This window comes from Paraburkholderia fungorum, from assembly GCF_900099835.1.
GTDB lineage: Bacteria > Pseudomonadota > Gammaproteobacteria > Burkholderiales > Burkholderiaceae > Paraburkholderia > Paraburkholderia fungorum_A.
The window spans coordinates 1,661,622-1,687,553 of record NZ_FNKP01000002.1 but is presented as its reverse complement, the minus strand read 5'-3'; the positions used below and the strand labels follow the sequence as shown (position 1 = coordinate 1,687,553).

Below are 25,932 nucleotides of genomic sequence, written 5' to 3'. Positions count from 1 at the left end.
TAGGGCCACGCAAGTTGCGGTTTATCGCCGACGGCTTCGGCCATCGTGGCCAACGCGCCGGTTCAACAACGGGCTCAGCCTGCAGTTTGAGGACGAACCTCATCGCATGTCGAGGCGGTGATTAAAGTGCTTATAGACTGGCTGACAAAGTCGCTGCAGGGTGCGCCGGAGCTGGCGATGTTTCTTGCCGTGGGCATCGGCTACTGGGTCGGCGGTATCAGGTTCGGCAAGTTCTCACTGGGTACGGTCACCGCGTCGCTGATCGTCGCGTTGGGGATCGGGCAACTGCATGTGGAAGTCAGCCGCGAACTCCGCTGGGGATTATTCCTGCTATTTCTGTTTGCCAATGGCTATGCTGCCGGTCCGCAGTTCTTTCAGGCACTCAAGGAGGACGGCGTCAAGCCAATGCTCCTGTCCGTCACGGTGATGGTGGTGGGGCTTGCCACCGCATGGTCGATGGCGCGTCTGTTCAGGCTCGACCTGGGGATAGCCGCCGGAATCTTTTGCGGTGGACTCACGCAGTCAGCCGCAATCGGTACCGCAACCGATGCCATCATGAACCTGCCTTTGCCTCTTGCTGAACGCAAACTGCTGGCCAATCACGTGGCCGTCGCCGATGCGCTGACGTACCTCTTCGGTGCTATCGGCATGATCCTGTTTGTCAGTTCGCTGGCGCCGCGTCTTCTGCGCGTCGACCTGCGCGAGGAAGCGGCCGCGCTGGAGAAAAAATTCGGCATCCGGCGCGAAACGGCGGGCGTATTTACAGCACACCAAAAATTTGCGGTGCGTTCGTATCGTCTTTCCAGTAGCGGATTCGCAGGCAGGCGGGTCGACGAGGCCGAGCGTAGCGAAGCACCGCTGCGTTATTTCGTCGAGCACATCCTGCGCGACGGCAATGCGATCGAGGTTCGCCCGGAAACCGTGCTGCATACAGACGACACGGTCACCCTCTACGGACAGATGCCTGCTCTGGTGAAGATAGGTCCGCGATTCGGCACCGAGTTACACGACCCGGAATTGCTGCAGTTTCCTATCGAAATACTGAAAGTGACGGTGACGAACAAAGCACTGTGCGGGGTTCCGCTCGAAGCGCTGATGCGGGTACCGGAATTCGACTTTCGCAGCGTCGGGCTGCGCTCGATCATGCGGGGAGCGCAGCAGATCCCGATCGGTACTGGAACGCTCCTGGACCGTGGCGACGTGCTCGAACTGGTCGGCCCGCAACGCGCGGTCGAACGGGCGACGACGGAGATCGGCTACGCACTGCGTCCCAGCCATGCGTCCAGTCTGTCCATACTCGGGCTCGGCATAGTGTGCGGTGCGCTGATTGGTCTGCCTTACGTGGTGCTCGGCAACATCAGGCTGACGCTGAGCGTGAGCGTCGGCACGCTGGTCGCCGGGTTGCTGCTGGGCTGGTTTCGCTCGCTGCGGCCGACGCTTGGCGACATTCCCCAGCCGGCACTCGATCTGATGATCAACTTCGGGCTGGCAGCCTTCGTTGCGTGCTCGGGTCTCCAGGCGGGTCCCGAGTTCGTGCGCGCGGTGAGGGAACTGGGACTCGGCATTCTGGTGGCCGGTGCGGTAGTGACTTTGGTGCCACAGGCGGTGGCGCTTCTGGTGGGCCGCTACGTATTGCGGATGAACCCATTAATGCTGCTGGGCGCACTGGCCGGCGCACAGACCTTTACCGCCGCTCTGGCTGCCGTGCAGGACAAGGCGGGCAGCCGCATTCCGGTGCTGGGCTACACGGTGCCCTATGCCACGTCGAATATCCTGCTGACCACCGGTGGATCGATCATGGTCGCGTTGATGGCGTAGGCCGGTCACCGTGGCCTTGCAGACGTGGAGCGGGCGCGGGGGGCACCGATATCAACGCTGTTTCGTACGGGGACCGCATGCGCGTCATATCCTATGCAGCGAGAATCCAACCATGCTCACGCGTTCACCCGGCCGTACACCTGCGCTGTTTTACAGCTTGGATCGAGTGCGATCTGGGCCGTGCGTCTGGCTTTAGTCAGCCTTCTGGTTCTGTGTCTACTGGGTCTGCATGGAGCGGTTGCTGCGCCACTGGCCACGGGCCTGCCGAAACTGAGCGGTAACGCGTCAGCCTCGACCGCGCAAGCTGCGTCGGCACCGTCGGCGGCCAGTCAGGCCGAGCAGGCACGCGCGCTCGATACCCTGATCGCCACGCTGGAAAACGATACGCAACGAAAAGCGCTCGTCTCCCATTTGAAGGGACTGCGTGCAGGTTCGCGCAGTGCCGCACCCGAGGCGCCCGCGTCCGCCGCTCAGCCCAGTAGCGATCTGCTCGGAGCCATTGCTTCGGGCATTGCGTCCGTCGAGACGGACCTGAGCGAGGGCCGCACACCCTTGCATTATTGGGCAACCCGTTCTTCCGCCGCGCTCGGCGAGCTGCGGGCCATTCTGGCCGGCAGGAACGGGGAGTCGTTCGGCCATGTCCTGCTCTGGATGACCGCGACGCTCGCATGCTGGGGCGCGTGCGCAGGCCTGTTGATCTATTTGCAGACGCGCATTGTTGCGAGGTATCGCTGGAAGGTCGCACTCGAACCGAATCCGACATCACTTGAGTTGTTGATCTTCGCTGTCTGGCGAACGGCGCCGTGGGTCGTCGCATTTGTGGCGGTCGTGCTGTTCGTGCAACAGGTGCTCGACACGCTGGGCAGCACGCTGGGACTCGTGATCGCTTACGCGATCGTCGCGGGCGCGATCTTTTCGGCGATCTGCATGATCACCTTCTCGATTTTTAACACCGCGCATCGGCGGGTTGCATTACATCAGCTGCTCACCCGAAGCCGCTGGCCGCTTTTTGTGATCGGAGCATCGGGTGCACTTGGCGACGCGACGGCTAATCCTGACGTCATTCGCCTGCTTGGTGCGAACCTCGCCGGGGTCGTGTCGGCCTCCGCCAATGTGACGGCGGCCGTTCTGATCGGATATTTCGCGCTCGCTTTCCGACGGCCTGTTACGCATCTGATACGCAACCGCCCGTATGCGCAAAGGCGCGATCACAAACTCGCCACGGAAGCGCTCGATATACTCGCTTCGCTTTGGCATATTCCAATCCTGTTGATCGCGATTGCGTCGGTGGTGGCGATTATCGATGCACGCGGCTCGGAAGAGAGCGTTTTGCAGCCGTCACTGCTCAGTGCGCTCCTGCTCGTCCTCACGCTTTTCATCTCCGCGCTGCTGCTGCACGTGACGCGGCGAAGCGACACGCGCATACATCGCCGTGCGCCGCATCTGATGAGGCTGTTGCGATTCGCCAGTACGCTGGTCGTTTTCGCGACGTGGCTCGCCTTCATCCGGTTCGAACTGGACCTCTGGAGCGGTCCGATCGCGCGCACGATCAGGCACAGTGCGATGACACCTGGCTTCAGACATGGATTGATCGTCGTCATTGCAACGGTATTCGGCGCCTGGTTCATGTGGATCATTTGCGACACCGTCATCCTCAAGGCAATAGGGCCAAACAGTTCGCGTAACAGGACACTTGATCCCGGCGTGCGCGCACGCACGATGTTGCCTCTCGTGCGTAACGGCGTGTTCGCAACGGTGGCGAGCCTGGCTGCCGTGGTCGCCGCGGCTAGCCTGGGCATCAATCTGACGCCGCTGCTTGCCGGCGCCGGCGTGATCGGTCTTGCCGTGGGGTTCGGTGCGAAGGCGCTCGTCACCGATCTGATCACGGGGCTCTTTATCATTGTCGAGGAGACGATTTCGGTAGGGGACTGGATCGAGGTCGGCAGCGAGCATGCCGGCACGGTCATGGACCTCACAATCCGCACCGTGCGGTTACGCGATGGACAAGGCGCGGTTCACACCATTCCTTTCTCGCAGATCAAGATCGTAAAGAACCTGTCGCGCGACTTTGCCAACGCGGTCTTCGAGGTACGCGTGCCGTTCAATGCCGATCTGGAAAACGTCACGCGAATGATTGTCGAGGTGAGTGCCGAGCTGCTCACCGACTTCAACCTTCGCAAGGAAATTCTCGGGCCCGTCGAGGTGTGGGGGCTCGACCGCTTCGAAGCCAACTGGATCGTGGTGAAAGCGCAGATCAAGACGCGGCCATTGCAGCAGTGGAGCATCGCGCGCGCTTTCAACGCGAGACTCAAGCGGAAGATGGACGAGGCTGGAATTGAAATTCCAGTGCCGCAGATGCTGCTCAATACATCGGCCGGAAGCCGGGGCCCGTCGTCACTGGCAGATGATGCTTCCGTCGATCAGAAGAACCGATAAGTACGACAGCTGTGCAAAATTCCGCCGCTATGTTCTGCTTGTGCGCGGGACCATTTCGGACAGTTTGCTAAGCCACGGTCCTATACATTGCAGCGCGCGGAGTTGCTCCAGAAATGTTACGTGCGAACTGCAATAAGCGATGTTGGATCGTAGTGTTGCGCGGACAACGACGATTCAATCCCGGTTTGGTTTTGTTGGGCTGAACTGATAGATGCTCGCGAAACTCGTGGGCAAATCGACGTAGCTGAAATCGGCCCTGTGGTCTGCGTTATTTGCCAATAGTCGATGTTGTCATCAACGAACACTTCTGCTTTCCAGACAAACAGACGCGACTGGCGTGCGGCTTTCTCCAGGAGTCAATTGAGTATGGTTCTCGCCTGACGTGGATTTGCTAACGCATCGATAGAACGATTATCCGATGCAATTAAAAATTTAATCTTTCCATTTGATGCGAGTATTGACGGATTTCAAAGGATAAGTGGGCCTTGTTTGAGGAGGCTGCAGATGGAAGCCGACACGAGGGTAAACGCAAGGTCTGGAGAATCGCGGCTCTATACATAGCGGGTCATACGCCTGGTTCGAATCTGTACGAGAGCCTGCCCAAAAAAATATCGTTATCTGTGCGTTACCACTCTAAGGGTTATCGCCAACCCGCGTATCTGTTCCGGGATAACCCTGAAGCTATTTTTAATAGCAGCTTGAGCATCTTTCACTAGAACAGACTGTGTCGACGATCATCAAGCAAATTCATTTTGCATAATTCGAGGGCCTATCCGAGTACTTTTAACGTGTCGGATGAAGCGATTTTTATTAAACGTACACGCAAAATGCGGATAAATTAAAGGCTCAAACTTCGACGCTTTCGGCATGAATTCCCATGTTTTGATAATTAACTATCTCTATACATACGGAAATCGAGGCGGTCTAAAAAAATGACGTTGGTACAACGTAATTTGTTTTGCATCATCTATACTTTGGTGCAGTTGCCGCTGGCCACGGCAATCCACCATGCAGTCAAATCAGTTCGTTCAATCTCATAGACCAGAAGCCCGGCACCATCGCATTTGTGTGAACCGGGTTCGGAGATTCCGATGATCAATCTGATCGAGCAGGTCAGATACCTCGGGCTAGACGTAATAGAACATCTCATAGCCCAGGTTCTGCGAAAGAGTAGATTTCCCGACAGTCATCCCCCAAATGATTTCTGCTTTGCGAACCAGCGGTCAGACGACTAGCTTCGCGGATAATCGCCCTGGAAATGTACATGGGTCTCGTTATCTTCTGTCCGCCGTGGTACTTAACTGTCGCAGAGGCAGCCAATGTCCCGTACCTATGTGTTTGCTGAATCAAGATTGAAATGGCTGGCGAATGTGGGGGCATGTGCGGCCTGGCTCCGGGGAAGTAGCCGTCGCGCCCGCCAGGCCCTGGACTCAAAGATGCCATTCAGGCAGGCGCTTGAAATGATGCCTGTAGCGGTCGTCATGACCGACCAGAACACTCGTATTCTCTTTGCCAATGCTAAAGCAATAAAGCTATTCGGCTATAGCCGGGAAGAGCTAACGGCGGCATCGACAGAAATGCTTTTCCCCATTCATGCCGTTTGTGACTCTCATTTGACAGGCGGTGACAACAACGTCGAAAACAGAATGGAGGAGACGGCAACGACCCAGATACTCGTCGCGCGCCGCCGTGATGGAATCGACTTTCCCACTGAGGTGAACACCACGAGACATGGAAGATTGAACCACATAGTCAAGATTGTCGTGGTACTGGATCGCAGCGCTTGCGCGGAAGTGGATCGAAGCAGTGAGAACCTCGAACATCTCGCGCGAGTGTCCTCGTTGGGTGAGCTTGCAGGGTCTCTTGCCCATGAGTTGAAACAGCCGCTCACGGCAATGCTGTTCAATGCTCAGGCGGCGCAGAAGTTCATGGAATCGAAGACGGACAACGCCGCCGAATTGCACGACGCGTTAGAAGACATCGTGACGGACAACTGTCGCGCGAGTGAAGTGATCCATAAGATCCGCACGTTTGCGCGCAAAGGTGATATTGATTTTCGTCTTCTGGATGTTGGCGAGGTGATACGCGATACCGCGAAGCTCGTTCATAGCGACGCAATAACTCGCGGCATTCAAACCCGCTTCGATATTGCCGACAATCTGGCGCTGGTGTACGGCGACAAAGTACAACTTCAGCAGGTCGTACTGAATCTATTGCTGAATGCATTCGATGCGGTCAGGCAGAGCGCACCCGAAAGACTTCGGGTCGAGACGATCGTGCGGGAAGAACCGGGCGGCGGCGTGCGGATTACGGTTAAAGATTGGGGACAGGGTCTGACGGACGACAAGATGCACAAGATTTTCAGAGCCTTTTACACAACGAAGCCTCTGGGACTGGGGCTGGGTCTTTCCATTAGTCGCACGATCATCACTGGTCACGGAGGCCGATTATGGGCGGAGAACAACGAGGGTGTTGGGGCGTCGTTTCACCTGACGTTGCCGGCGGCACCCGGTGCACAACAGGACAGCAGATCCCGGCCGCAATGAACGAGACCGCTGCGCGCGTCTTTATCGTCGACGACGACGCACCCGTGCGATGCGCGTTGGCCCGGTTACTCCGTGCCAATGGTTACCACGTCGAAGCCATCGAGAGCCCCGAATCGTTGCTGCAAAGAACGGATCTGACGAAGACACCCGCCTGCGTCGTGCTCGATTTGCAGATGCCCGGTTTGACGGGGCTCGAAGTGCAGTCCAAGCTCAATCAGCTACTGCCCATCATATTTCTTACCGGGCACGGCGACGTCGGTTCGTGTGCCGATGCGATGAAAGCGGGCGCGGTCGATTTTCTGGTCAAGCCGGTGTGCGAATCGCTCGTGCTTGCCGCAATAGAGCGGGCGCTCACGCGTGCCAGGGCAGAGTGCGCGAAGCGGCAGCAGCGAACCGAAATCGAAGAGCGCGTCAATCATCTAACCCGTCGCGAACGCGAAGTCATGGCGCTGGTTCTCACGGGGCGCCTGAACAAACAGGTCGCGAGCGAACTCGGCGCCGCCGAGAAGACCATCAAGATTCATCGCGCGCGGGTGATGGAGAAGATGAAAGCGAGGTCGATCGTCGAACTTGTCCGGCTGGCGGAAAAAGGCGGCGTGCACGCAGCCGACGACGATTAACTTCCTCGCTGTTCCCGCAGAAAGGCGCTCCGTCAATCTTCTGCGTTCAACCCGACGCCTGTCAGTTAACCTGCCCGGGGCGGGCTCACTTCGTCAGATGCGACAGCGGACCAAAGCCCTATATCGCAATTTGTCATCTGCCGCTACGCTTGAGTCGCAAGCTCATTTACGGGGAACCGTACGCGCCCTCATATGGCCACTCTCAAGCCTATCGTTGCTGTTATCGACGACGACGAATCGGTCTGCCGCTCCATCAAGCGTTTGTTGCGCTCGGCTGGAATCGAAGCCGAGACGTTTTCCAGCGGTTCCGAGTTTCTCGATACTCTCGCAGCCGCCCCATCGTACCGGCCGGCGTGTGTGATTCTGGACGTCCAGATGCCGGGCATCAACGGCCTCGAAGTTCAGCGTCAACTTTTGCCGATGTCGTTGCCCGTCATCGTGATTACCGCTTACGACGAAACTTCCGCCCGGGAGGCTGCCATGGCGTCCGGTGCTAAAGCCTATCTGCGCAAGCCATTGAACGGCGCGATTCTGATCAGGGCCGTGGAGACGGCGCTTGGTGGCGCATCGTCGGAATGACGCGCGCCGGTTCGGCAAAGCGATATGAGACTAAGGTCCGATTGTCGCGTTTTCTCCAGCCATCCATTCTTCACGTAGCCAACGCGGTTTTCGGTGCGCTGGGCGGCATCGTTCGAAAGAAAATCCGGGAGCGTGCGTGATGAAATTCAAGTCCGTTGTACTTGCGATTTTGCCCGGTGTTGCCGCAGTCGATCTATGGGCAACACAAGTGCCGTTCGACAACTCGACGGCCTCGTGATCATGCGGGCCGCGCCATGAAAACCCCTCCTGTTGTTCGCCGCGCGTCGTGGTGGCAGATAGGCACGCTTGCGCATGCATCGCTCTTGCGGCGGCGGGCAGGACGCGCGTTGTTGCTGATCGCAGCGAGCGTCACGTTGCTGGCTGCATGCAGGAAACCACCCGCCGCGCCCGCGGCTGTCGAACCGGAGGTGACGGTGACGACGGTGGTTCAGCAGGACACCCCGGTCGACTTCGTATTTACCGCGCAAACCCAGAGTTCCCGCGAGGTGGAGATCCGTTCGAGAGTGGATGGCTTTCTCGACAAACGTCTGTACGTCGAAGGGCAGGTAGTGAAAGCCGGTCAGACGATGTTCCAGATGGACAGCAAGCCGTTCGAGGCCGCGTTGCAAACCGCCAAAGGACAATTGGCGCAGCAGCAGGCCCGGCTCGAAGTCGCCAGGGCGAATCTCGCGCGCGTTGAGCCGCTGGCCGCGCAGAACGCGTTGAGCAAGAAAGATCTCGACGATGCCGTCGGCAACGAAAAGCAGTCGGTAGCGGCAGTTATCGCGGCGAAGGGCGAAGTCGACTCGGCGCTGTTGAATCTCGGCTACACGACGATCAAGTCGCCGCTCACGGGTCTGTCGAGCTTTGCCCGCCAGCAGGACGGCAGTTATGTCACGGCGAATGCCAACGGCTTGCTGACCTATGTCTATCAACTGAACCCGATGTGGGTGAACTTCAGCATTTCGGAAAATGAAATGTTGAAGTACCGGGATCAGATCACAGCGGGGCAATTGCGGTTTCCCGAACACAACGATTTTGAAGTGCAGTTGATTCTCGCCGATGGCTCGGAGTTCGGGCAGAGGGGGCACATCGACTTTGCGAATCCTGCCTTCAACACTGAAACCGGCACCTTCCTCGTGCGTGCGGTCTTCGACAACCCGAAGGGCGTCCTGCGGCCGGGCCAATTCGTGAAGGCGCGCATTTCCGGTGCGATCCGGCCGAATTCGATTCTGGTGCCGCAGCGATCCGTCCTGCAGGGCGCGAAGAGCCATTTCGTGTGGGTCGTGGACGATCAGTCGAAGGCGCGTCAGCGAGTGATCGAAGTCGGCGACTGGCACGGCGACGACTGGTTCGTGTCGGAAGGACTCAAGGCGGGCGAGCGCATTGTCGTAGACGGTGCGCTGCGGGTCGCGGCCGGGGTGCAGGTCAAGGTTGTCAAGGCGCTGACTGAAGCGAACGGCGCGGCGCCAGCGTCTGCCTCGCAGGCCGGGGGGCAGGAGCAGGGAGCCAGTAGCAGCGGTGCGACCCAATGAAAGGGCAACCGATATGAGCATCTCGCACTACTGCATCGATCGCCCGATATTTGCGTCGGTCATTTCGATCGTCATCACGCTGGGTGGAGCACTGGCAATGTTCTCTCTGCCGGTCTCGCAATATCCTGACATCACGCCGCCGCAGATCACTATTTCCGCGACGTATCCGGGTGCCAATGCGGAGGTCGTGGCGAACAATGTCGCCGCGCCGATCGAGCAGCAGGTCAACGGCGCGGACAACATGATCTATATGAACTCGTCGAGTTCATCGACGGGCAACCTGACGATCAACGCGTTTTTCCAGATCGGCACGAACCCCGAACTGGCCCAGGTGGATGTACAGAACCGCGTGAATCTGGCGCTGCCGCAACTGCCGCAATCGGTCCAGGCGCAGGGCATTCAGGTGCAGAAGAAGTCGTCCGCTTTCATGATGGTGATCTCGATCTATTCGCCTACCGATCGCTACGATCCTGTCTATATCGCCAATTTCGCCAACGTGTACGTGCTCGATGCCATCAAACGCGTGCCGGGCGCGAACCAGTCGAGTATTTTCGGCAACCCGGACTACGCGATGCGTATCTGGCTGAAGCCCGATCGCATGGCGCAATTGGGTGTGACCGCCGCCGATGTTCAGCGGGTTGTCGCCAATCAGAACCAGCAGTTTGCCGTCGGCAGCATCGGTCAATCGCCGACAGGAAAGTCGGTCGAGCAGTCCTTCGCGGTGACGACGACGGGCCGTCTGACCGAGCCCAGAGAGTTCGAGAACATCATCGTGCGCGCGGCGAACGGAGGTGCGGCGATCGTGCGGATCAAGGACATCGGGCGGGCTGAACTCGGGCAAAAAGATTACTCGATTCGCAGCCGGTTTCAGGGAAAACCTGCGACCGTCCTCGCGGTTTATCAGCAACCGGGCGCCAATGCACTCGACGTGTCGAAGCAGGTTCGCGCGACGCTGGCCGAGCTGAAAAAGTCGTTTCCCGAGGGGCTGACCTACGAAATCGCGATGGACACGACCGAGTTCACCCGGGCCTCCATCTCCGATGTGATTCATACCTTTTTCGAAGCGCTGGTTCTTGTCGTGATCGTCGTGTTCGTGTTTCTGCAAAGCCTGCGCGCAACGCTGATTCCGATCGTCGCGGTGCCGGTCTCGATTGTCGGCACCTGCATGTTCATGCTGCTGCTGGGCTTTTCGATCAATATGCTGACCCTGTTCGGGATGGTGCTCGCGATCGGGATCGTGGTGGACGATGCGATCGTCGTGATCGAGAACGTCGAGCGAAACATGGTGGTCCACAAGCTGAATCCAAAAGATGCGTCGAAAAAGGCCATGGACGAAGTGGCCGGACCGGTCATCGCCATCGTGCTGGTGCTGTGCGCAGTGTTCGTGCCGGTGGCGTTTCTCGGCGGCATCACGGGGCAGATGTACAAGCAGTTCGCCATTACGATCGCGATCTCGGTGGTGTTGTCCGGCGTCGTGGCCCTGACTTTGTCGCCGGCACTCGCCGCGTTGCTGTTGAAGAGTTCCCATCACGAAAAGAAGGGCTTTTTCCGCTGGTTCGACAATGCTTTCGCGAAAATGACCTCGGGCTACACGCGTGCGGTCAGGCTCATCATCAAGCGTTTTATCTTTGGCCTGCTGTTCTTCGTGGGCATGATCGTGCTCGCGGTACTGATGCTGCGCTCCGTTCCTTCGGCCTTCCTGCCGCCGGAAGATCAGGGCTATCTGCTCGGCGCGGTCATCATGCCCGACGCGGCCAGCCTCGACCGTACCGGCGAAGTCTCCCAGCAGGTCACCGACTACTTCATGAAGCAGCCTGCGGTAGGCAGCATCACCGTGGTCGACGGATTCAGCCTGCTCGATAGCCAGAACAAAAACAACTCGGGAACGTTCTTTGTCGGCTTCAAAAGTTTCGACGAGCGCTACTCGTCGGCGAACATCAGAACGCAGAATGCGCGCTCTGTTTTAGTCGACGCGGCCCGGTATTTCGCGAACGTGAAACAAGGCGTCGTCATTCCGGTGAATCCGCCGTCGATTCCAGGTCTCGGCACCACGGGCGGCACGGAGGTGTGGATTCAGAGCAAGGGCGACGCGAGCATCGCGCAACTCGCGGAGGTCGCGCAGGACTTCCTCCTGCGGGCGAAGCAGCGGCGGGAACTCACCGGGGTGACGTCGACCTTCAACGCGTCGTCCCGGCAATTGCTGTTTCAGGTGGACCGCGACAAGTCCGAGACGCTGGGCGTGCCGGTCGAAGATGCGTATAGCGCGATGCAGACCATGTTCGGCTCGCTCTATGTCTCGCAGTTCAACCGTTCGAGCCGGCTATGGCAGGTGATCCTTCAGGCAGAGCCGTCGTACCGGTTGAAGCCCGACGACCTCGACCAGATTTTCGTGCGCAGCAAGACAGGCTCGATGCTGCCGGTCACATCGGTGGCGAATTACAGCTTTGTCGTCGGGCCGGATCTGGTTACCCGCTTCAATAATTTTCCGGCGATCAAGATCACGGCGAGTGCCGCCCCCGGTTTCAGTTCCGGTCAGGTGATCTCGACTCTCGAGGAACTGGCGACGCAGATGCCGCCCGGCTACGACGTCGCGTGGAGCGGTGAGGCTTACGAGGAGCGGCAATCGGGCGGCACCTCGGGACTGGTGTTCGTGTTCGGTCTGGTGATGGTGTTCCTGATCCTCGCCGGCCAGTACGAGAAGTGGAGCCTGCCGATTGGCGTGCTGATGGCGGTGCCGTTCGCACTGTTCGGTGCGCTGCTGGCGATTCTGATACGCGGCCTGAGCAACGACGTCTACTTCCAGATCGGGCTGACCATGCTGGTCGCGCTCGCCGCGAAGAACGCGATCCTGATCTTCGAGTTCGCGGTGCTGAACCGGGAGACGGGCGCGTCGGTATTCGATTCGACCATGACCGCAGCCGAGGAACGCTTGCGTCCTATTGTGATGACGTCGCTGGCATTCATTCTCGGCTGCGTGCCGCTCGCCATCGCGACCGGTGCGTCGGCCAACAGCCGCCATTCGATCGGCACAGGGGTGATCGGCGGCATGCTCGGCGCAACGGTGATCGCGGTGTTCTTCATTCCGATGTTCTATTACCTGCTTGAATCGATGTCGTCGCGCTCTCAAAGCGGCAAGCAGACGCCGGACAAAGGTCCGGCGGACCCTGGCGTGCCGCCTGGCGCGTCATCTCAAGAGGGTCACTGAAAATGGACGGGAGAGTGCTGCCGCGTCTGCCCGCTCGCGCCGTCGTGCTGGCGCTGCCGGTGTTGGCGCTGGTTCTGGCATTGGGCGGTTGCCTGCTCGGCCCCGACTATGCGCGGCCCAAAATCGATGTGCCGGCGACCTACCGTTTCGCGCAGGGCGAGTCCGCGCAGATTGCCGACATGGCGTGGTGGGAGCAGTTTCAGGACCCCGTGCTGAATCAGTTGATTGCCACGGCGCTACTGGAAAACCGCGACGTCAAGATGGCGGCCGCGCGGGTGGACGAGTTTCGGGCCCAGTTCGTCACGACGCGTTCCGCGCTTTTCCCGCAACTGGGCGCGGGGGCGGATGCGTCGCGCCAACGTGCGTCGCAGGCAGCGGGAATCCCTGTGCCGAATGGCGTGAGCCCGATCTACAACCAGTTCGACGCAAGCGTGTCGGTGGCTTGGGAGATCGACCTGTTTGGCAAGGTGCGCCGTCAGACCGAGGCTGCGCGCGCCAATCTGCTGGCGAGCGAGGAGGGCCGCCGGGGCACCATCCTGACGCTGGTGGGCTCAGTCGCGTCGTCCTATATCAACTTGCGCAGTCTCGATCGGCAACTGGAAATCGCGAATGAAACCGTGAAGAGCCGTGACGAATCGGTACGCGTATTCACGCTGCGATTCAAGGGCGGCGAAGTGTCGCAAATGGAGTTGGCGCAAAGCGAGTCGGAGTACGAAGCGGCGAAGCAGACGATCCCCCTTCTCGAGATGCAGATCGCGCAGCAGGAAGACGCGCTGTCCGTCCTGATCGGCACGAATCCCGGCGCGATTCTGCGTGGCCGCGAATTGGGAACGATGGGCACGCCGCCCATTCCCGACGGCTTGCCCTCCGCGTTGCTGGAACGACGTCCCGATCTGCTGCAAGCCGAGCAGACGCTCGTAGCGGAAAACGCACTGATCGGCGCCGCCAGGGCGTTGTATTTTCCGTCGATCTCGCTGACGGGCCTGTTCGGCACGGTCAGCTCGCAATTCTCCGACCTCTTTACGGGGCCGGCGAAAGTGTGGTCGTTTGCGGGGAGCGTGACGCAGCCTATTTTCACGGCGGGCAATATCACGGGCCAGGTGCATCAGGCCGAGGCGCGCCAGCAGGAAGCACTGTTCGCCTATGAGAAGGCGATTCAGGTGGCGTTTCAGGAAGTCGAGGACGCGCTGGTCGCCGTGCAGAAAACGCGCGAACAGCTGGACGTGGTCGGCAAACAGGTCGAGGCGTTGCACACTTACGCGCGGCTCGCGCGTCTGCGCTACGAAGGCGGTTATACAAGCTACATCGAAGTGCTCGACGCCGAGCGTAGCCTCTTCAATGCACAACTCAGCTATACGCAGACGCAGGGCGCGCAACTGACGTCGTTCGTCAGTCTCTACAAGGCGATGGGGGGCGGCTGGGTGCTCGAGGCGGAGAAGCTGTCGGTGCCGCCGGTCGCCGCGTCCGTGCCCGCAGCGGCTTCGGCTCCAGCATCGGCGTCGGCAGAAACGACGCCCGTTGCATTGGAGGCGAGATGAGCGGACCGGAGATCATTGCGTGCGAGGAGTGCGATCTCCTTCAGCTCGCGGCACCGTTGACCCCCGGCAGTTCGCTGCGTTGCCGGCGCTGTCACGCCGAGCTGCGAAGAGGACGCAGCAACGGGCCGGAATATGCGCTCGCCTTCACCGTGGCAGCGGCCGTTCTGTTCGTGATCTCGAACGTGTTTCCCATCGTCGGATTATCGGTCAACGGCAATCTGGTTCAAACCACGCTGGCGGGCTCGGTCCGCATGCTGTACAGCCATGGGACGTGGCCGCTCGCCGTGCTGGTCGCGCTGACGACGATCGTCATGCCCGCGTTGCAAACGCTGGCGATGCTCTGGCTGCTCCTGCCCCTGCATCTGGGACGCGTGCCGCCGAACGCGATCGAAGGCTTCCGGCTGTTTCAACTGGCGCGTCCCTGGGGCATGACCGAAGTGCTGATCCTCGGTCTGCTCGTCGCACTCGTCAAGCTCGCGCACATCGCGAAGGTCGTGCCGGGAACGGCGCTGTGGTCGTTCGTCGTGCTGATGCTGTTGCTGGCCGCCGCGTCGTCGGCATTCGATCCGCGCGAGATCTGGGCGCGCATCTGTGCCCTCAGGAACGTCAGCCATGCAGGGGTGCATCCGCACCTGAAACCGTCGCGCGGTGCGGTCACGGCATCCGCTCAAGGGTTGGCGTTATGTGAAAAGTGCGGCCTGCTGGTTCGCGATCCGGCGCGTTCGGGAGCGCAGGTTTGCCCGCGCTGTAAATCGCCCCTGCATCTGCGCAAACCTGCCAGCCTTTCGCGGACATGGGCGTATCTGGTGGCGGCGATCGTGCTCTATATCCCCGCGAATGTGCTGCCCGTGATGAACACCAGTTCGCTATTCGGCGCACAGAAAGACACGATCATGAGCGGCGTGGTCTATCTGTGGACCTCCGGTTCGTGGCTACTGGCGGTTCTCGTGTTCATCGCGAGCATCGTCGTGCCGATGCTCAAGATTCTGGGCCTCGTGTACCTGATCGTCTCGACGCAGCTTCGTTCTCAATGGCTGCCCGAGCAGCGCACGCGGATTTATCGGGTGATCGAACTGGTCGGGCGATGGTCCATGCTCGACATCTATGTGATTACGATGCTCGTCGCGCTGGTTCAATTCCAGGCGCTGGCGACGATCGAAGCCGGGCCGGCATCGATAGCGTTCGGGGCAGTCGTCGTGCTGACGCTGCTCGCGGCGATGTCGTTCGACCCGCGTCTCATCTGGGACGCAGCGGAGAGGCGACATGTCCGGGTTGAATGACGAGCCTGATGGCGCCGGGCTGCCCTCGGCGGAGACGATTCCGCGTTCGCGCTGGCGCATGCAACTGGTGTGGCTCGTGCCGATCGTCGCGGTGCTGATCGGCGGATGGCTGGCGACCAAGGCGATCCTCGAACGCGGTGAGAAAGTCACGATCAGCTTCAAGACCGGCGAAGGTCTGGAGGCGGGCAAAACCAAACTCAAGTTCAAGGATGTGGATATCGGCGTGGTCGAAACCGTGAACCTCTCGGCCGATCACAAGCGGGTGTTGGCCACGGCGGAAGTGGCGCGCGATGTCGCGAGTCTGCTGGTCGACAATACGCGCTTCTGGGTGGTGCGCCCGCGCATTTCGGGCGGCACGGTGTCGGGGCTCGGCACGCTGCTTTCCGGTTCGTATATCGATGTGGATGTCGGCAACGCAAGCAAGGCGCGTCGTGATTTCGTCGGACTCGAAGAGCCGCCGGTCTTTGCCAGCGACGTGCCGGGGCGCGAGTTCACCCTGAAGTCGACGGGCCTCGGCTCGCTGGACGTGGGCACGCCAGTCTATTTCCGCCGGCTGCGGGTCGGCCAGATCGCCTCGTACAAGTTGGACCCGGATGGGCGCGGTGTCACGCTGAAGGTGTTCGTCAATGCGCCGTACGACCAGTTTGTGAAAACGGATACGCGCTTCTGGCATGCCAGCGGCGTGGACATGGCGTTCGATACGAACGGGCTGCGGGTCGAATCCCAGTCGATCGTGTCGATCATCATCGGCGGGGTGGCGTTCGAGTCGCCGCCCGAGTCGGCCACCGGCTTGCAGAACGAGACGGCCGCCACGCCCGATACGCAGTTCCGCCTATACGACACGCGTGCCGACGCGATGAAGAAGCACGACCGGATCGTCGATCGATATGTGGTCAATTTTCTGGATTCGGTGCGCGGTTTGACGGTGGGTGCGCCGGTCGATTTTCGCGGCGTGGTGATTGGAGAAGTGACGGCGATCTATACGCGCTTCGACGAGGCGCACAATCGTTTCAGCATTCCCGTCGAAATAGAAATCTATCCGGAACGCTTTACGTCGCGCTATCAGAAGGGTCACGCAGGCGGACGTATCAGTGACGATCCGCGCGGGATCGCGAACTATCTGGTAGAGCACGGCTTCCGCTTTCAGCTCAAGAGCGGCAATCCTCTGACGGGGCAGCTTTATATTGCGCTGGATTACTTCCCGGATGCACCCAAAGCGGCCATCGACTGGACCGCGTCGCCGCCTGAATTGCCCGCTATTCCGCGCACGCTTCAATCGATTCAGGACTCGGTCACGCGGCTGCTGACCAAGCTCAATAGCATTCCGTTCGAGGGCATCGGCAACGATGCGCGCACCACGCTGCGCACGACCAACGCGCTGATCTCGCAGATCAATTCCGAGGTCGTCCCCAAGGCCCAGAGCACGCTCAACTCGGCGCAAACCACGCTGGATTCCGCGAACAGCATGCTGCAGCCGGATTCGTCCCTGCAGCAATCGACCGAGCAGGCCATGCAGGAAATGACCCGCACTGCCGCGACATTGCGCACGCTGGCCGACTACCTGGCGCGGCATCCTGAAGCGCTGGTTCGCGGCAAGCCGGAGGACACGCCATGAAGTCTGCGACGGCATGTTTTGTCATGACACTCGTCGGCGCCACTCTCGGGGGATGCAAGTCGCCGCCGGCCAGTTTCTATACGCTGGACCCGGCCCCTTCGCTGACGTCTGCCGGTATGGCCCGGCCGGTGGTTGCGGTGGTGGGTCCGGTGACGATACCGGAGACGGTGAATCGTCCGCAGATCGTGACGCGGGTCGGCGATGGCGAGGTCGCCATCAACGAATTTGCGCGGTGGGCGCAACCGTTGAGCAGCGACATTGGCCGCGTGATCGCCGCGAATCTTGCCGTGCTGCTCGACTCGCCGCAGATATCGGTGTACGACGCGACCCACGATCCGCTCGGCGTATGGCATGTGCGGATCGACGTGATGCGCTTCGAGTCCGTCCCGGGGCGGGACGTGACCGTCGACGTGCAGTGGGTCGTGCGGGCACCTGGCAAGGGTCGCGCGGTAACGGGCCGCTCGGTGGTTCATGAGCCGGTGGCGGAGCCGGGCTTCGCGCCGTTGATCGCCGCGCACGACCGGGCGCTGGCGGCGGTCAGCCGCGATATCGCGGCGGCGGTGGATTCGGCTCCGGTCCAGTGATATGGCGTGCGGTGGCGTGGCCTCTGTGAAGCCAGCGGTCCTGCGAGTCCGGCACGCGGCGATGTGATCGTCTTCGTTACGTGGAAAGTGGGAGAGGGCGTACCAAGGAGCGCGATCGCTACCGCTTGTGGCGTGGCGCGAATTGGATACGCGCCTGTTTGTTTCATCGGGAATGAAGCGATTGCGACTGTCGAGGAGTCAGGATCATGGCTGAACTACTGCTTGGAAACGTGGAAGAAAGTGTCGCCGACGAAGAAATCGGCGAGTTCCTGATCCGGTATGGATTTCCCCAGTTCAGCTCGATCCGGCGTATTCCCGGCGCGGGTTCGAGGCCTGCCGCAATGGTGATTTTCGACGACATCCCCGCGGACCGCTTGCGGGTACTTCAGACGCGTGTTCACAACATGTACTGGAAGAGCCGCGTGATCACCGCATTGTTGATGCCGGATCGCGACGAATCGTAGTTCGCGGGGTTCGGCGAATGGGTTGGCGGGGTGCAGGCCGAGTACGAATGGCTGCCCCCGCTGCGCGGCTATTTCGCTTGCGGTTCGACGGAAATCGCGAGGGCCTCGTGGTAGACCACCTCCAACTGATCGCCTTTCCTGATCAGTTTGAGTTGCTCGGGATCTTCCACGACGACATCCAGCGAATTGCCTTGCGGACCTTTGAGCGTCATCGCACCGGTCTGGTGATTGACAGCCGTGACGTTGGCCATGATCGTCACTTCCCGGCTCGCTGCGCCGCCGGGTTTGGCGCCCATCGGCGCGCGTTCCAACGTCTGATTTTCGTTCGCGGACGCGGCGCCGCCTCCTTTCTTCAGCGTGACGGTAATGGCCTGCGAATATTCTGCCTTGACCACGTCGCCGATCTTGAGCTGCTCGAAGTTGCGGGCCTCGTCGCCGACCACGACTTCGACAACCTTGCCTTTGGGGTCTTTCAGCCACACGGTTCGCGTGGCCGGTTCGATCCCGACGATTGTCGAGGTCGTCTTGAGCGTGCCGGCCACGGAGACTTTGCCTGGCGTGCTCGTCGTCTTGATGTCGGGCGCTGTCTGCGCGAAGACGGCGCTCGTCAGACACACGACCGCCGCCATGAGGATGAGTTTGCCGCTATTCGCGCTGCTTCTCATGCTGCTCTCCTTGAATGCCCAGGTGCGTCGTCGTTCATTTGATCGTGTAGCCGCGACCTTCCATACACGCGGCGTAGGCACGGTTGAAGGTATCCATCGCGCCCTGGCTCTGCGCCTGGTTCGACGCAGCGGCCGCGCGCCGGTTCTGGCGCGCGCGAGAGCCGCCGACCACGGTCCCGGTCGTGGCGCCAATCGCGGCGCCTTTGCCCGCGTCGCCCGCGATTGCGCCGATCACTGCGCCGCCCGCCGCGCCACGTGCGGCGCCCTGCAGACGCTCCCCGCCGCCGACCGCCGGTCCGGATGGAGGAGGCGGCGCGTTGGCCACCGCAGCGGGGTCTACGCCGGTCTGGCTTTTTGACCATGAATAGCAGGCGCCGTCATCCTGCTGCTGCTTTTGCTGGCTTTGTCCCTTCGCGGGGTAGGCAATGGGTTTGCCTTGCGCCAGGCCATCGACTGACATCGAACCGGCGACAGCGGCGACGAAGAGATACTTTGTCAAGGTGATGTTCACAGCGACTCCTTGCGCGATCCTTCGCCCAGGTGGACCGCTATTTGCGCCCTCGAGGCGTGGCGGCACGCGCGAACTTCAGCTCTGGGTGGACCGTAGCATCCCGTCCTGATCTTGCGCAGGGTGCGGTGCGTGCGCCGTGGTGATGTTCACTTTCATCATTGCGTGGGGGCAGGCCGGACGCAATCGGACCAAGGTCGTATGTGCGATCCGGCAGGAGGCCGGACCAGACGGTTTTGGGGCACAGCCGTGTCGAAAAAACCTAGGACCAAGGTCCGATGTGAATCGCGCAGGTCGCTGACTACGCTTGAGGCTGAACGGAGTGGCCACAGGGCGGCATCGACCGGATCGCCGGACGGCGTGCGCCCGTATTGCGCCCGTATCGCGCCAGTATCTCGCCCGTATCTCAATCGAGTCTGCTTCCCATGCGAGGCGCTACGTTGATTCTTGAATCCCGCGTGACAGATTCGGACTCCGCCGATCGTGCAGAGTGCGGATGGCGCAACGTATTCCCTCCCGCTCGGTGGTTGCGCGCCTGTCGGCGCCGATGGCTCGTCAACGACGCGACCTGACGGTCGGAGCCGGGGCGCGTGACCGGATCAGCTATCAATGGAGATGACCTATGCGCGTGCATACCGACCCGTTCGTCCAGATGTTCCCGCAATCGTTCTTGGCCATCGCGTTGCTGATTGCCGTGACGCCCTGCCATGCGAGCAACCTGAATTTCCTGAGGCACACGCCCATCAGCTACATGAGAGAGGCCGATCGCAGAGCGCTCAACGACGCGGGTCAGGTGGCGCTCGAAACCTTGAAGGATGGCGAGTCGCTGACATGGAGCAATGCGGGCACCGGCAATTCCGTCGCGATTCACGGCACGGTGACACCGCACGATACCTTGAAGCAGGGCGATCGAACCTGCCGCGCCGCGACGCTTGTCGCGATCGCCAAGGGCCAGTCCCAGAGCTGGACGCCGACGGTGTGCAAACAGGGCAGCGGACCCTGGAAGATCCTCAGGCAATAACCTCGGCCATGACCCGTGACGCTGCGACTTGCCGTAGTCCGAAGTTCGCTGCGAGCCCTGCAAGCGATGCGTTCGATTCATGGGACCAAGGTCGTATTGTTCGAAGCGGGCAGAAGAACCATTGTATTGAGTCAGAGAGACCGCCGCTGACACCTTGCAAATCTCCGGGCTTGGGTTCGCGGCCGTGATGGATCGACAACACACCTGCCCGCACACCGGTGTCGACGGGCGAACCGTAGAAGAGGGCGACAATGGCATGGATCACTGGAACGCTTCAACGGTATCCCGAGATTGCTATTTTCCTCTCGCTTGCCATCGGCTACTGGGTGGGCGGAAAAAGTTTCAGGGGCTTCAGTCTGGGCGCGGTCACCGGGACCTTACTGGCGGCGGTTGTCATCGGGCAGCTCAATATCACCGTCTCGCCTAACGTCAAGTCCATCTTCTTCCTGATTTTTCTTTTCGCCGTCGGCTATGGCGTGGGGCCGCAATTTGTCCGCGGCATCGCCAAGGACGGCTTGCCGCAAGCGCTGTTCGCCGTCGTGCAATGCGTGCTGTCGTTGGGGGCAGCGATTCTGGCGGCGAAGGTGGCCGGCTACGATCTCGGCTCGGCAGCGGGACTGTTCGCGGGTTCGCAAACCATTTCGGCTTCAATGGGACTCGCGACGGATGCCATCAACCGGCTCGGACTACCGGCAGACCAGACCAAAGCCATGCTCGATGCGATGCCGACCGCCTACGCCATCTCGTACATTTTCGGCACGGTCGGCTCGGCGCTGATTCTCGCGACGCTCGGGCCGAGACTGCTGCGCATCGACCTGGTGGCCGCCTGCAAGGAATACGAAGCAAGTCTCGGCGCCACGAAGGAGATGGGCGGTGCAGACCAGGCATGGCACCGGTATGAACTACGCGCGTATCGCGTGCTGCCGGACGCCCCGGTTTGCGGCCTGAACGTGAGCCAGGTGGAAGCGCTTCAGCCCGCAGGCAACCGACTGTTCATTGAACGGATCCGACGCGGCAGCACGATCCAGGACGCCACGCTCGACCAGGTACTGCAAGCCGACGACGTGGTGGCGATCGCCGGTCCTCGCGACCAGCTGGTTTCCGTGCTCGGCGCCGCTGGCAGAACAGTGCCCGCTACCGGCGATCAATCCGGCACGGTTCGCGAGGTCAAGGCCGTGGAAGTGGACGACCCCGAACTGCTCGCCGTACCCGCAGAAGGCGTGGACGTCTACGTCACCAGCAAGGAAGTGGACGGCAAGACCTTGGTCGAACTGGCTGCAATGCCGCTGTCGCGCGGCGTCTTCCTTCGAAAAATCAAGCGCGGACCGACGGAAACACAGATTCCCGTTCTGCCCAGCACGAAGCTGCATCGCGGCGACACGATCACGATCGTCGGACGAACTCAGGACACCAGCGCAGCCGCGAAAGTAATGGGTGTGCTGGACCGTCCGACCAGCGCAACGGATGTGGCTTTCGTGAGTCTCGCGATCACCGTCGGCGCGATGATCGGTGCCATTGTGATCAACGTCGCGGGCATTCCGATCACGCTGTCGACAGCGGGCGGCGCGTTGATCGCCGGTCTGATCTTCGGCTGGCTGAGAGCTATCCGCCCCACGTTCGGCCGGATCCCGGAACCGACTGTGTGGTTCATGAACTCGGTCGGTCTGAACGTGTTCATTGCAGTTGTCGGTCTGACGGCGGGGCCTGGATTCGTCGCGGGGCTGCAGCGTCTTGGGGTCGGTCTGTTTATCTGGGGCATCGTGGCTACCACGCTTCCGCTGATTCTCGGCATGTTCATCGGGCGTTATGTATTCAAGTTTCATCCGGCCATCCTGCTCGGTGTGTGCGCGGGCGCAAGAACCACCACCGCTGCATTGGGCATGGTCTGCGACGCGGCAGAAAGCCAGATACCCGGGTTGGGATACACCGTCACGTACGCAGTCGGCAATACGCTCCTCACGATCTGGGGCATGGTGATCGTGATGATTCTGGCCTAGTCCGGCGCTTTGCAATCGACCGCGCGTTACCGGTCAACTTCACACTGGAGAGAGCACATGGCCAAGCGGGATAAATCGGAATCGGAACATGCCGCGAGCCTCGCGGCGCTGAGTCCGTTCGAGTTGAAAGACGAATTGATCAAGGCCGCGGGCGGCGGCGCGGTGGAGCGGGCCGCGAACTTTTCCATGCTCAACGCCGGTCGCGGTAATCCGAACTTCCTCGCCACCATACCGCGCCACGGATTCTGGCAACTCGGCCTGTTTGCGATGCAGGAGGCGGAGCGGTCGTTCGCGTATATGCCTGAGGGCCTTGGCGGCTTCCCCCGGCGCGACGGACTGATCGAGCGCTTCGAACTGTTTTTGCGCGGCAATAAAGGGGTGCCGGGCGTCGACTTTCTCGCGAGCGCTGTGTCCTATGTGCGCGATCAACTCGGTCTTTCGGCCGACGATTTTCTCTACGAGATGTGCGAGGGCATTCTGGCATCGAACTACCCGGTGCCGGACCGGATGTTGAAGTTCTCTGAACTCATCGTCGGGCAGTATCTGCGCCGCGAAATGATCGGCAATCATCCGTTCGTTGGCGAGTTCGACGTGTTCGCGGTCGAAGGGGGCACCGCCGCGATGACGTACATCTTCAACACGATGCGCGAGAACTTCCTGATCAAACCGGGCGACACGATTGCGCTCGGCATGCCGATCTTCACACCGTACATCGAGATACCGCGCCTGAACGACTATCAGTTGAAAGTCGTCGAACTGAATGCGGGCGTCGAGAAAAACTGGCAGTACTCGAACAAGGAACTCGACAAGCTGCGCGATCCTGCGGTGAAAGCGTTCTTCCTGGTCAATCCGAGCAATCCGCCGTCGGTTCGAATCAGCGACGAAAGTCTCGACTACATTGCCAGTATCGTTAAAGAGCGGCCGGACCTGATTCTCCTGACCGACGACGTCTACGGCACGTTCGCCGACGACTTCGTTTCGCTGTTCGCGCTGGCGCCGAAGAACACCATTCTCGTGTACTCGTATTCGAAGTACTTCGGCGCAACGGGCTGGCGGCTCGGCGCAATCGCCACTCATCGCGACAACGTGCTGGACAGGTTGATCGGCGAGTTGCCGAAAGACGCGAAAAAGCAGTTGCATCACCACTATGAATCGATCACGACCGAACCGGACAAGCTCAAGTTCATCGACCGATTGGTGGCAGACAGCCGCACCGTCGCACTGAATCACACAGCGGGTCTGTCGACGCCGCAGCAGGTGCAGATGGTGCTGTTCTCGCTGTTTTCGTTGATGGATACGCCCGACGCGTACAAGCGCGCGCTGAAGAAGCTGATTCGCAACCGCAAGCGTGCGCTCTATGAAGAAATCGGCATTTCGTTCGACGACGATGACGTGAATCAGGTCGATTACTACACGATTCTCGACATGGAATTTCTTGGCGAACGCGCCTATGGCCGCGATTTCGTCGAATGGCTGCTGAAGCACACCGAGCCGGCCGAACTGCTTTTCAGGCTCGCCAGAGAAGCGCGCGTGGTGCTGTTACCGGGACGTGGTTTCGGCACGCCGCATCCGTCCGGGCGGGTGTCGCTCGCCAATCTGAACGAATCGGATTACCGGAAGATCGGCCGCGCGATTCGCTCGCTGCTGTCCGACTATGTCGAACGCTACAACGCGGCGACCGGCAAGAAGCTGGACAAGAACCGGGTCCTGTAGCGTGTGAGGCAGGAGAACCCGTTATGGCCCGCGTGGAAGGCAGGATCGTGCTGGCGGCGATTGCCGTGTTCGTGACGCTGGGAGGACTTGCCTCGTCGATCCGCGGGCTGTTGTACGAACGGCCGAAGCTCGTCGAATTCGGTGTGTTTGCGATGGTAATCGGCATCGCCGGTTTCGTGTTCTTTCTCAGGCCAGGGAAAGAAGGCGGCAAGTGAGCCGGGGATATGTGGCAACCCAGACGTACGCATCGGCTTCGGCGACGTGCGGTTCCGTTGAATCACTCCGTTGCGGCACGACGCGATGCGGCTCGCCGTATCGCCCACAGCGATGGCCGCTCAGTCCGAACACGGATCGAACGAGGCAACCGCAAGACTTGCTCACCCGGGGACGCACCTCGGAAACTCACTGGAGGTGGATCGTGAACAGAAGGAATTTCGTCATTGAGGCAGCGGTGGCCGGCATCGCTGGCGGATTGATGCTCGCCGGTTGCACCACGACGTCGGGCAGCGGCGACAGCGCTCAAACCGATGCGTCGAAGCGTCAGGCGATCGACGCGAGTGTCGACGGCACGCTCAGCCGGCTTTTCTCGACGGTCCAGGGTTCTCACGAACTCGCGGCGAAGGCCCAGGGCATTCTGGTGTTTCCGGATGTGAAGAAGGCGGCCTTCATCGTCGGGGCGGCGTATGGCGAAGGCGCGTTACGTGTGGGCGGCGCGACAGTCGGCTACTACAGCACGGCGGCGGCTTCTTTTGGATTTCAGGCAGGAGCGCAGTCGACGGCCATCATTTTCATGTTCATGACGCGTGACAAGCTCGATTCGTTCCGTAACGCCGCCGGGTGGTCGGTTGGCGGGGACGCCGCCGTGTCGGTCATCAAGGTCGGCGCGAACGGTACGATCGACAGCACGTCGGCATCCTCTCAGGTCGTCGCCCTCGTGCTGACGAATACCGGGCTGATGGCCGACGCGTCGCTCAACGGCACCAAGGTGACGCGGATGAATTTGTGAGTGAGGGCGGTCTTTCGGTCATGCGCTGGTGTTCGACTCCGGGAGGGCGCGCTGCACCGCACGTAAAGTGCGCAGCGCCCGTGTGTTGGTGTCCGTGTGCTGCCACCACGTTCGCACTATCCGCCGAGCGCAATGACCGCCGCAACCAGCGCAATGCCGAGAGCGGCCATCGCCAGTCCTGTGTATAGCGGGGCGCGATAACCCGCGTACCGTCCCAGTGCGAAGCCGAGAATGAACAGCATGCTGATCGCGATCACACGCGATGAGAGCAGTGCCAGCGGCGTGGAGCGCAGCATCAGAAAGGGCAGGACGACGGGGAAGGTGGCGATGACCACCAGCAGGAAGATGCCCAGAGCTTCAAGAAAGTCCCGTGGTTCGAGCGTGCGGCGGCCACTGGGCGGCAGGGTGTGGATCCGGCTGCGCATGACTTCAATCTCTGTTTCGCCGACGATCGCGCGTACATAGTCGGGCAGGGTTGTTTTGATGATATCGCGTGCGGCTTCCTTGTCGGACTGGATGACCTGATAGCCCAGGTTCCGCAGACGCGATCGCTCCGTCGCCGTGCGTAACAGGTACATCACCGCATCCACAAGGCCCCACGCGATGTTGCAGCCCAGCGCCGCAACGGTCGCGACTCGCCCAGGCGTCGCCGACGTGGAGGCGATCGACGCGGAGCCGACGATCGTGACTGCCATGATCAGACCAAACAGTATTTCGGATACCCGATCGATCGGATCAAGCAGAACTTCGCGCTGCATGGTTGCTCCTCATTTTTTGGGGATTGACTGCGCGAGGAATGAGT

At 60.7% G+C, this 25,932-nt stretch carries 20 protein-coding genes; 17 read left to right on the top strand and 3 right to left on the bottom strand.

Translation table 11 applies throughout. From position 1 onward, the window contains the following. Positions 1 to 117: 117 nt before the first annotated feature. From aspT (BLS41_RS23420) to BLS41_RS23365, 12 genes are all read left to right on the top strand, one after another. Positions 118 to 1,818, top strand: a complete 1,701-nt coding sequence (gene aspT / locus BLS41_RS23420; RefSeq protein ID WP_366486654.1) for an aspartate-alanine antiporter — start codon at positions 118 to 120, stop codon at positions 1,816 to 1,818. Between the two features lie 93 nt (positions 1,819 to 1,911). After that, complete coding sequence (locus BLS41_RS23415) at positions 1,912 to 4,254, top strand: mechanosensitive ion channel family protein (RefSeq protein WP_083380058.1); 2,343 nt, start codon at positions 1,912 to 1,914, stop codon at positions 4,252 to 4,254. A 1,319-nt stretch (positions 4,255 to 5,573) separates the two neighbouring features. Beyond that, a complete protein-coding gene (locus tag BLS41_RS23410; RefSeq protein WP_074769148.1) occupies positions 5,574 to 6,800 on the top strand; it encodes a PAS domain-containing sensor histidine kinase in 1,227 nt (408 codons plus the stop codon). After that, complete coding sequence (locus BLS41_RS23405; RefSeq protein WP_074769146.1) at positions 6,797 to 7,420, top strand: response regulator transcription factor; 624 nt, start codon at positions 6,797 to 6,799, stop codon at positions 7,418 to 7,420. Before BLS41_RS23410 ends, BLS41_RS23405 begins: the two co-directional genes overlap by 4 nt. 192 nt (positions 7,421 to 7,612) lie before the next feature. After that, positions 7,613 to 7,999, top strand: a complete 387-nt coding sequence (locus BLS41_RS23400; RefSeq protein ID WP_074769144.1) for a response regulator transcription factor — start codon at positions 7,613 to 7,615, stop codon at positions 7,997 to 7,999. Positions 8,000 to 8,253: 254 nt separating this feature from the next. Next, positions 8,254 to 9,534 carry an efflux RND transporter periplasmic adaptor subunit gene (locus BLS41_RS23395; RefSeq protein ID WP_083380057.1) on the top strand — a complete coding sequence of 427 codons (1,281 nt, stop codon included), beginning with the start codon at positions 8,254 to 8,256 and terminating at the stop codon, positions 9,532 to 9,534. 13 nt (positions 9,535 to 9,547) lie between these two features. Then, the gene (locus BLS41_RS23390) at positions 9,548 to 12,739 is read left to right on the top strand and encodes an efflux RND transporter permease subunit (RefSeq protein WP_074769140.1); all 3,192 of its coding nucleotides are present in this window, start codon (positions 9,548 to 9,550) and stop codon (positions 12,737 to 12,739) included. Between the two features lie 2 nt (positions 12,740 to 12,741). Beyond that, positions 12,742 to 14,277: an efflux transporter outer membrane subunit gene (locus BLS41_RS23385; RefSeq protein ID WP_083380056.1), complete on the top strand. Its 1,536-nt coding sequence runs from the start codon at positions 12,742 to 12,744 to the stop codon at positions 14,275 to 14,277. Next, positions 14,274 to 15,557, top strand: coding sequence for a paraquat-inducible protein A (locus BLS41_RS23380; protein ID WP_074769138.1), 1,284 nt, complete (start codon positions 14,274 to 14,276; stop codon positions 15,555 to 15,557). The genes BLS41_RS23385 and BLS41_RS23380 overlap by 4 nt, the downstream gene beginning before the upstream one ends. Beyond that, the gene (locus BLS41_RS23375) at positions 15,541 to 17,172 is read left to right on the top strand and encodes a PqiB family protein (protein ID WP_074769136.1); all 1,632 of its coding nucleotides are present in this window, start codon (positions 15,541 to 15,543) and stop codon (positions 17,170 to 17,172) included. Before BLS41_RS23380 ends, BLS41_RS23375 begins: the two co-directional genes overlap by 17 nt. Continuing rightward, positions 17,169 to 17,756 (top strand): PqiC family protein, encoded by a 588-nt coding sequence (locus tag BLS41_RS23370; RefSeq protein WP_074769134.1) that lies wholly within the window; start codon positions 17,169 to 17,171, stop codon positions 17,754 to 17,756. The genes BLS41_RS23375 and BLS41_RS23370 overlap by 4 nt, the downstream gene beginning before the upstream one ends. A gap of 206 nt (positions 17,757 to 17,962) precedes the next feature. Then, positions 17,963 to 18,220, top strand: a complete 258-nt coding sequence (locus BLS41_RS23365) for a hypothetical protein (RefSeq protein ID WP_074769132.1) — start codon at positions 17,963 to 17,965, stop codon at positions 18,218 to 18,220. A 68-nt stretch (positions 18,221 to 18,288) separates the two neighbouring features. Here the strand turns inward: BLS41_RS23365 and BLS41_RS23360 are convergent, their stop codons facing one another. Continuing rightward, entirely contained in the window at positions 18,289 to 18,885 is a 597-nt protein-coding gene (locus BLS41_RS23360; RefSeq protein ID WP_074769130.1) for a hypothetical protein, read from the bottom strand. 34 nt (positions 18,886 to 18,919) lie between these two features. Continuing rightward, positions 18,920 to 19,345 (bottom strand): glycine zipper family protein, encoded by a 426-nt coding sequence (locus BLS41_RS23355; RefSeq protein ID WP_074771136.1) that lies wholly within the window; start codon positions 19,343 to 19,345, stop codon positions 18,920 to 18,922. Between the two features lie 670 nt (positions 19,346 to 20,015). Between BLS41_RS23355 and BLS41_RS23350 the strand changes: the two genes are divergently transcribed. The 5 genes from BLS41_RS23350 to BLS41_RS23330 all read left to right on the top strand — a co-directional run bounded on the left by BLS41_RS23350 (position 20,016) and on the right by BLS41_RS23330 (position 25,130). After that, a complete protein-coding gene (locus BLS41_RS23350) occupies positions 20,016 to 20,414 on the top strand; it encodes a hypothetical protein (RefSeq protein WP_253189742.1) in 399 nt (132 codons plus the stop codon). 251 nt (positions 20,415 to 20,665) lie between these two features. Continuing rightward, positions 20,666 to 22,411, top strand: coding sequence for an aspartate-alanine antiporter (aspT, locus tag BLS41_RS23345; protein ID WP_074769128.1), 1,746 nt, complete (start codon positions 20,666 to 20,668; stop codon positions 22,409 to 22,411). A 57-nt stretch (positions 22,412 to 22,468) separates the two neighbouring features. Continuing rightward, positions 22,469 to 24,124, top strand: coding sequence for a bifunctional aspartate transaminase/aspartate 4-decarboxylase (locus tag BLS41_RS23340; RefSeq protein ID WP_074769126.1), 1,656 nt, complete (start codon positions 22,469 to 22,471; stop codon positions 24,122 to 24,124). Between the two features lie 23 nt (positions 24,125 to 24,147). After that, the gene (locus tag BLS41_RS23335; protein ID WP_074769124.1) at positions 24,148 to 24,339 is read left to right on the top strand and encodes a DUF2964 family protein; all 192 of its coding nucleotides are present in this window, start codon (positions 24,148 to 24,150) and stop codon (positions 24,337 to 24,339) included. A gap of 203 nt (positions 24,340 to 24,542) precedes the next feature. Continuing rightward, positions 24,543 to 25,130, top strand: coding sequence for a BPSL1445 family SYLF domain-containing lipoprotein (locus tag BLS41_RS23330; protein WP_074769122.1), 588 nt, complete (start codon positions 24,543 to 24,545; stop codon positions 25,128 to 25,130). A 116-nt stretch (positions 25,131 to 25,246) separates the two neighbouring features. Here BLS41_RS23330 and BLS41_RS23325 read toward each other — a convergent pair whose 3' ends face one another. After that, positions 25,247 to 25,888, bottom strand: a complete 642-nt coding sequence (locus BLS41_RS23325) for a hypothetical protein (RefSeq protein ID WP_074769120.1) — start codon at positions 25,886 to 25,888, stop codon at positions 25,247 to 25,249. Positions 25,889 to 25,932 lie beyond the last annotated feature (44 nt).